This is a genomic window from Psychromonas sp. Urea-02u-13, from assembly GCF_002835995.1.
Taxonomy (GTDB): Bacteria; Pseudomonadota; Gammaproteobacteria; order Enterobacterales; family Psychromonadaceae; genus Psychromonas.
This window is the reverse complement of sequence record NZ_PJBZ01000130.1, coordinates 1-6,836: the sequence shown is the minus strand read 5'-3', so window position 1 is coordinate 6,836 and position 6,836 is coordinate 1. Positions and strand designations below refer to the sequence as shown.

At 34.7% G+C, this 6,836-nt stretch carries 6 protein-coding genes and 1 pseudogene; 1 reads left to right on the top strand and 6 read right to left on the bottom strand.

Annotated features, from left to right (window positions below; translation table 11 throughout):
* Positions 1-240: 240 nt before the first annotated feature.
* From CXF74_RS20155 to CXF74_RS23170, 6 genes are all read right to left on the bottom strand, one after another.
* Complete coding sequence (locus tag CXF74_RS20155; protein ID WP_101084319.1) at positions 241-1,413, bottom strand: ATP-grasp domain-containing protein; 1,173 nt, start codon at positions 1,411-1,413, stop codon at positions 241-243.
* Complete coding sequence (locus CXF74_RS20150; protein WP_101084318.1) at positions 1,410-2,630, bottom strand: ATP-grasp domain-containing protein; 1,221 nt, start codon at positions 2,628-2,630, stop codon at positions 1,410-1,412. Before CXF74_RS20150 ends, CXF74_RS20155 begins: the two co-directional genes overlap by 4 nt.
* 95 nt (positions 2,631-2,725) lie before the next feature.
* Positions 2,726-3,616 carry a 2Fe-2S iron-sulfur cluster binding domain-containing protein gene (locus CXF74_RS20145; protein ID WP_101084317.1) on the bottom strand — a complete coding sequence of 297 codons (891 nt, stop codon included), beginning with the start codon at positions 3,614-3,616 and terminating at the stop codon, positions 2,726-2,728.
* Positions 3,617-3,683: 67 nt separating this feature from the next.
* Positions 3,684-4,361 carry a hypothetical protein gene (locus tag CXF74_RS20140; RefSeq protein ID WP_101084316.1) on the bottom strand — a complete coding sequence of 226 codons (678 nt, stop codon included), beginning with the start codon at positions 4,359-4,361 and terminating at the stop codon, positions 3,684-3,686.
* Positions 4,362-4,491: 130 nt separating this feature from the next.
* Positions 4,492-5,403 carry a DMT family transporter gene (locus CXF74_RS20135; protein WP_101084315.1) on the bottom strand — a complete coding sequence of 304 codons (912 nt, stop codon included), beginning with the start codon at positions 5,401-5,403 and terminating at the stop codon, positions 4,492-4,494.
* Between the two features lie 112 nt (positions 5,404-5,515).
* Positions 5,516-5,695 carry an acyl-homoserine-lactone synthase gene (locus tag CXF74_RS23170; protein ID WP_157822476.1) on the bottom strand — a complete coding sequence of 60 codons (180 nt, stop codon included), beginning with the start codon at positions 5,693-5,695 and terminating at the stop codon, positions 5,516-5,518.
* A 432-nt stretch (positions 5,696-6,127) separates the two neighbouring features.
* Here CXF74_RS23170 and CXF74_RS23165 point away from each other — a divergent pair.
* Positions 6,128-6,628, top strand: a pseudogene (locus CXF74_RS23165) (IS3 family transposase); the annotation flags it as partial.
* Between the last annotated feature and the right edge of the window lie 208 nt (positions 6,629-6,836).

Below are 6,836 nucleotides of genomic sequence, written 5' to 3'. Positions count from 1 at the left end.
GCCATGGAATATTAAGTGTCGCTAGGTGCCATTGCCCAGACGCTTACAAATTAGGAGAGACAGGTTCTGGTTTGAATACAAATCCGTGGTCAGTTTCACTTGACCACTTCAGCCTTGTTATTTTGTATTAAGGTGAATTTTTATGATTCATAGGAAACCGACTCAACTTAGGTTCAGTAGATTAGTATGTGTTTTCATTTAATAAAATGACGCTTTAAATACACAAATTAACAATCATTTTTATATTGCCTGTATTGAATGACCTACTTTATCGATTATATCTAATATAGCATTCTCTATTTCTTCTGTTGTATTACCACTAAAATGAAACCTACCGGGTATGTTTTCATAAGAGAAATCTTGTTTTTCTTTGGAGTGCGGTATGATTTTTTTGAATTTCATTAGCTCGTGATTAATATTTGCTTCATTCAAAATGCTATAACCGCTTTGAAAGGGGTTAGGAACCATAAGAAAACCGGTAAGCTTATGAGGAACTTGCTTTATTGGAAGATGCAGGGATGCATCCGTCCATAGCTGAAAAAGGTCTACATTTTCAACTCCTTGGGTAATAAATGGGATCTCTCCTCCACCGACCCTTCCGCCAATCTCTAGGAAATAATATTCACCCCCAAAACAAATTAGTTCAAGATGAAATGCTCGATTATCAATTTGTAAGGCATTAAGTATTTTCAAGGTTAACTTGCTCACTAGTTGATATACTTTTTCATCATCGATAGTCACAGAGCCCAGAGGCACACCGAAAGTAAACTGAAGGCAATCATTGATATATCGAGAAACTTTGCAGTAAGGAAGCTTCCCTTTGGCAATAATACCGTCGACATGCAATATTGTTCCTTCTATAAAGCATTCAATTTGCATTCCGATAAAGTCTTTGACTTGATCAAGATCACATAAATTATTTAAGCGAATAACACCTTGGGATGAAGCCCCTGTTCTCGGTTTTATTATTAGTGGGAATTTATTATTCTTGATAAACTCCAAAGCTTCTGTTCTGCTAGATACCTCCATAAATGGTGGGTATAACACTCCAGTTCCTTGTATAGCTTGCTTCATCTTGACTTTATCACGGAAAAGTTCAGTTTCTCTGGCTTTAGCTCCAGAAATATTTAGAGAAGCCCTTATCTCCCCCGCTAGATCCAAGTCAAACTCAGAATAAGCAATTACAAAATCAATTTTTTTATCTTGGTGTATCGCTATAGCAGCGTTATAAACAGCTTGTGAATTATTAACATAATCTATTACTTCTACCGCTTTAAAAGTGGAGCTATTTTTAATAAATTCACCACAGTCTTTTGCATAAATATATGAAACTACATATTGATTATGGTCAATGTATTTCGTGTAATCAGAGAACTCATCTATGTAGCGATTGATAATAAGCACATGCATCATAAATTATAAGCCTCGTTATTGATTAATTGAATAGTTTGCTTAATATTTTGATAGCAATCACCTCCAAGCATGAGGTGTCCGACACGAGAAGAGAAATCCATTTTATCACTTAACTTATCCCCTTTATTCAAATAAAGGAGTGAAGAAGTCACTGACGACATCGCCACAAGTTTATCTAACCCACAAACACCATTAAATTCTTTCTCACCATTATTAGGAATGAAAGCTATCGCAGATATAATATCCTTGTCTTTATCTTTAATACAAAGCGGAACGCCAAGGCTAGCGTTGATAGCCATTTCAGCCATATCATAGCCCTTTGATATTTTAATTAAATCTACAATATAATCGCCTGGTAATCGAGTAGCAATTTCAATAGCTATAGGTTGATTGTCACCAGAAACTCTTAATTCAAGATGGAATGGTCCTACATTTATTTTTAAGGCTTTAACCAGTTTTTGGGTATAGTCACTAACGCACCGATTTAATTGATTATTTAGTTCACTTCCCACAATATGCCCAAGCTCAACAAAAAATGGTTCTGGCCCAAGAAATTTTTCAGTAATCGATATAATATGAACTTCACCATTATCAACAACCCCCTCCACACTAAATTCATCGCCACTAATATACTCTTCGATAATAATATCTCCATTCGTATGGAAACCTTCATCAAACAAGGGGGTGAGTGACAAATTTTTTATCGCTACCATTAACTCTTGTAAGTTTTCAACTTTGCTGATCCCAATACTACCAGACATGTCTACAGGCTTTACTACCGCAGGAAATTGAAAATCATTTGGAATGGATAGATCTTCAGCTATGGAAGCATTAACAGTAAAATATTGCGGGATTTTAAAACCATGATTCGTCATCATAGACCTGAACTCTTTCTTGTTTCGAGTAGCCAGTGTTACAGATTCATCTAAACCATTTAAACCTAATTCTGAATTTAATTTTGAACATAAAGTAACGTTATATTCAAAGCCGGATAGTACTGCACCTAAGTTATCGATACCCTTAAGTAGTTTCAACAATGTTTTGTAGTCTGCTGTATCAGCTTGAATTATCTGATCCACTTGTTTTCGAATGATTCCAGTAAGTTTTCTATCACCAGTATCGGCAGAGATTACTATTACATTTAATCCAAGTCGTTTTGCAGCAGCAATATAAGCAGTACCTGAAGATACAGGATCAATAATTACAATACTTTTCATGATTTAATTTTCCTTTCATATTTTGATTAAATGGTACTGCTTGTCGGTGGCGAATAAAGATAGATGCTCTACGTGAACAAAATTTTTTTTTCTCATTACCCAAAACGTTCTATTTCAGTGATGCAATTAATAGTCTGTTGGTCTAGAACACTGATCACATTATTTGACCCAATGGCAACGATAATAGAATTTTTATCGTAAACAATAGGCCGAGCGCCTGTGATCCATTCTTGGTAGGGGATATTATCCACAGTGGTCTTAGTGGGTAGTAACTGTTGAAACTGATCTAAGCAATATTGATGGTATTGACTAAGTGTTCCTCGATTAATTGCATAAACATACAGTTCTTGTAGTTTATAATTCCTAATAAGTTCCACCCCCCTAGATAAGGCAGCCCCCATTCCTGTCCCACCAGCCACTACAATAACTTTCTTAAATCCATTCGCTCCCCTGTATATAGGTAATTGTTGATTTTCCAGTTTAAAATTTATAGGAAAGCCTTGAGATAGCTTCTCAAATAGAGTAGAAAACTCCCCTTTATCTTGTAATTTGACATGAAAAACTAATTGGTCATAACCTACATTAGGCAGTGAAACTAGGGAATATGGTCGGGTTAGATTTTTCTCTGGGTGTTTTATATTGACAATAGTTTTTGAATTATAAAAATTTCTTTTTACTGTTTTAAGAGTAACTTGTAAAATTTTATCATCAAGCTCCTCAATTAATTCAATAGAAGAACTGGCTAGTTTTTCGTCATATAGTTTTATGCTAACATCAGAAATGGGGCTGGTAATACATGGTAATATATCAGCAGGACCTTCAATCTGTTTTCCTTCAACCTCAACAGTTCCTTTTATCAATCTACACTTGCAAACTCGACACAACCCCTTCATACAGCCACGAGGAATATGCGTTTCTTTTAATATATCCAGTAAATAGGAATCAATATTAGAAGTAAACAGCTTGTCACCAACGCTAACTTTCATATTCTTTACAACTTATCTTGAATGAATATATACAAGCCCATTGATATTAAACAGGCAAGCTATAGTGCTACAGTACTTCTCTTTGTAACTCGTTGAAATATTCACCAACAAGCGGGATTAATACAGATAAATACTTTTGAGCCTTTATAAAATCCGCATCATTTTTGATACAAGTCCCTAACATATCCGTCATCATACCGCTATGGTCTTCTTCCTCATCAAAAGCAACGTGAGCAGCCGCACCATCTACTTTAGCTTGCCCCATATTCGCAGCCGCTTTTTCAGTGATGAATGGGTTGTATTCATCACCATAGAATTCTAAGAACCAATCCCAAACAACCGCGACCATAGGCCCTTCTTTCTCTACTACAAAATTTAAATATCCCATTAATTTCATTGTTGATGAAAAGACTGATGACAATTGGATATCAGTAGCGGTGTAACCATATTGGTCAAGATCACGGGCGAACATCTCATCATGACCTAACTCATCATATACGTAATAGGAAAGCATCTTAGCAAGTGCAGTATTGCTTTGAGTTGCAATCGCCACTGCTCTTGAATCCATTTCATTATTCATGTGAATACGCAATAGGCATTCAAGAATATGGCGCTTGTAGTAATTCTCATTAAACCAATCACTAGTATGAAAATTTTCCATTTTTGGTACTTTCCCAAACTCTACTGCCATTAATTCTTTAACTTGTTGTTCAAGTATTGTGGTTTCTTTTTTAGTTACAAACATTTTTATCTCTTCCCATGTGAATAAAATACTACTGGTTTAGTAGTTTTAGTTTTTCTTACTTGCCTATATTCCACTGCGATTTTCTTTTCAACCGCAATGGCTATTACCTTTCTATTAAAAAGATTGAATATTAAACTTCTTGAGCATTACCCTCAATATCAGTCTTTTTTTGTGGAAAAAACTCATAAAATACAATCGTTAAAACAATCAGTATTCCCCCAAATATTTCGAACTTGGTGGTAAGTTGCGCTAAAAATATAAAGCTGAAAAAAATTGCAAAGATAGGTTCTGTTAGTTCGATTAATTGCACTGATTGACTTTTCAACAAAGTTAAAGCCTTGGTCGTCGCCCAAAAACCGCCTATTGTTGGTAACAAAGCAAGCAATAAAAGATAAAGAAAGCTTTGAAATGAGACACTACCACTGCCTGATGAAATAAAAGGAAAAACTAAATAGATCAAACCAAAAAAGAGTAAACAAAAAATAGTAGTCAACCCAGAGCTAATTTCTAATCGTTTAGACAGCACTAAAAACACTCCGTAGCCCACTCCTGACATAATGGCATTGAAAACACCAACAAGGTTTTTATCCTGCATTCCTCCATCAATAAAAAGAAAGTACAATCCAAGCATCGACATAATAATGGAGATTAACTCTCGAAAATTTAAAAAACGTTTTTCGAAAATAGCACCAAGTATGAAAGTAGTTATAGTTGAGGCACCGAATAAGCAAAAAACAACAACAGGAACATTGATAGTTTCATAGGCGGCAGTCTCGAAATGGTATAACATGAAAAAACCAAAAAATGCGCAAATAGCGACAGCTTTCCATTTGTTTTTTAAATAAGGAAGTACCTCTTTATACTTTCCAGAGGCCAACAATAATGTGCTTACAACAATAAATGCTATAAGACACTTAAGAAATGCAATGCTTTGTGGACTCAAACCCGAGCTGAATAAATTAACACTAATAACACCAACAGTAGCATTAAAGATGGCTGCAAATAACGCCAGTATTACCCCACTAAAATTTTTACTATACACCTATAACCTCCATTCAATTATTTATCGAAATACCTTTTTTGATCTATTATATTTTTCAGTCTTAGTATTAATTAAGCTACATTTTGAATATCCTCCCATCTGATACGACACTTTAAAATCTATCATCTACAGCAATACACAAGACAACTGATTTAGTATTACCAACTAAATGAACAGCTCCAGTTCCAATCAGTGTGCATGGTATTAAGCTTCTTTTTACAATACGTTCACCCACTACAGAGGTAACGGTGACAAATTCTTTGATTCCATTATTTTTGGCATAATCATAGATAGCCTTTGTAACTTAAGATGACTTTATTTTTCAAACAATCATAGAATACACAGCATCCTAAAAAACCATAGGATATATAAATATATTGTCCTCATTATGTTATATAGATCTCTTTTTTTCTGGTAAACGGTGTCTATTTCCAGGCCCCAACTCAAACAAGAATGAAAGACCTTGTAACGTAGTGAAAATAATTCATTAAATTCAAATGTAGAATCAGCATTAAAAATAGCTTCTTTAATTGTAAGCATTTAGCTATAGCTTCCTTGCAAATATAAAAAACTAACAGATGCTATTTTGGAAGTTTCCTCTGTGAGTAATATCGAGGAGATGGGAAATATATTGCAGGGTATTACTCTAGAATTTGATAGGAAATACTTCCTTTTCGGCATAGCAATGCCAAGCTCTCTTACTCGAACGTAAGCATATAACTAACAACGAACCGAGTTATTGTCCCTACGAAAAGAAGTTAAAACACTTCTTATGGAGAAAGAAATACTAAAAAAAGCCAGTGCCCTCTTCACAAAAAAATGAAGTGAATTTAAATATATTCGAGCATGCAACTCTCAATATCCCATAAAATTGCTTTGTAATGCACTACAAGTGAGCCGTAGTGCATTTATGATTTCCTAAAGCGATCGGCTAAAATCATCAGTGAAGAAGCGTTAAATCTGTATCGTACTGCTCCGCAATTGTTTAAACCTAGCCGTGGCTAGTTTAAATAATGAATAGTTATTCAATGTCGTTCGCTTAACACGTGATGCAATGAAGATGGGTGTTGAAGAATATATCCGTTATTACAACCATGAGCGACTGCATACATCACTCGGTGATTTAACGATGATTAACTATGAAAATTTACAAATTCAGGTGTCCGGTTATGCTGACCAGAATAGGTCACAGAGGGTCGTAGCGATAAACCGTTCTTTTAGTTAGAGAACCTTGATTGAACTCACAAAATTAAAGTACAACGTATTCCACCTGGTACATAATAAGGTAATATATTATTCATTATCACTAGAGTGGTGTGGGGTTTTATTTTTTAAATAAGCAAAGGGAAAGGGATACAATGATTAAATCATTAATAAGTTCGGGATTGTTACTCACCTCAGTATCAGCATATAGTGCTTCTGACTGTGAAAAA

Coding starts and splice junctions, on each gene's coding strand:
- CXF74_RS20155 (WP_101084319.1), bottom strand. CDS start 1,413: ATGATGCATGTGCTTATTATCAATCGCTACATAGATGAGTTCTCTGAT.
- CXF74_RS20150 (WP_101084318.1), bottom strand. CDS start 2,630: ATGAAAAGTATTGTAATTATTGATCCTGTATCTTCAGGTACTGCTTAT.
- CXF74_RS20145 (WP_101084317.1), bottom strand. CDS start 3,616: ATGAAAGTTAGCGTTGGTGACAAGCTGTTTACTTCTAATATTGATTCC.
- CXF74_RS20140 (WP_101084316.1), bottom strand. CDS start 4,361: ATGTTTGTAACTAAAAAAGAAACCACAATACTTGAACAACAAGTTAAA.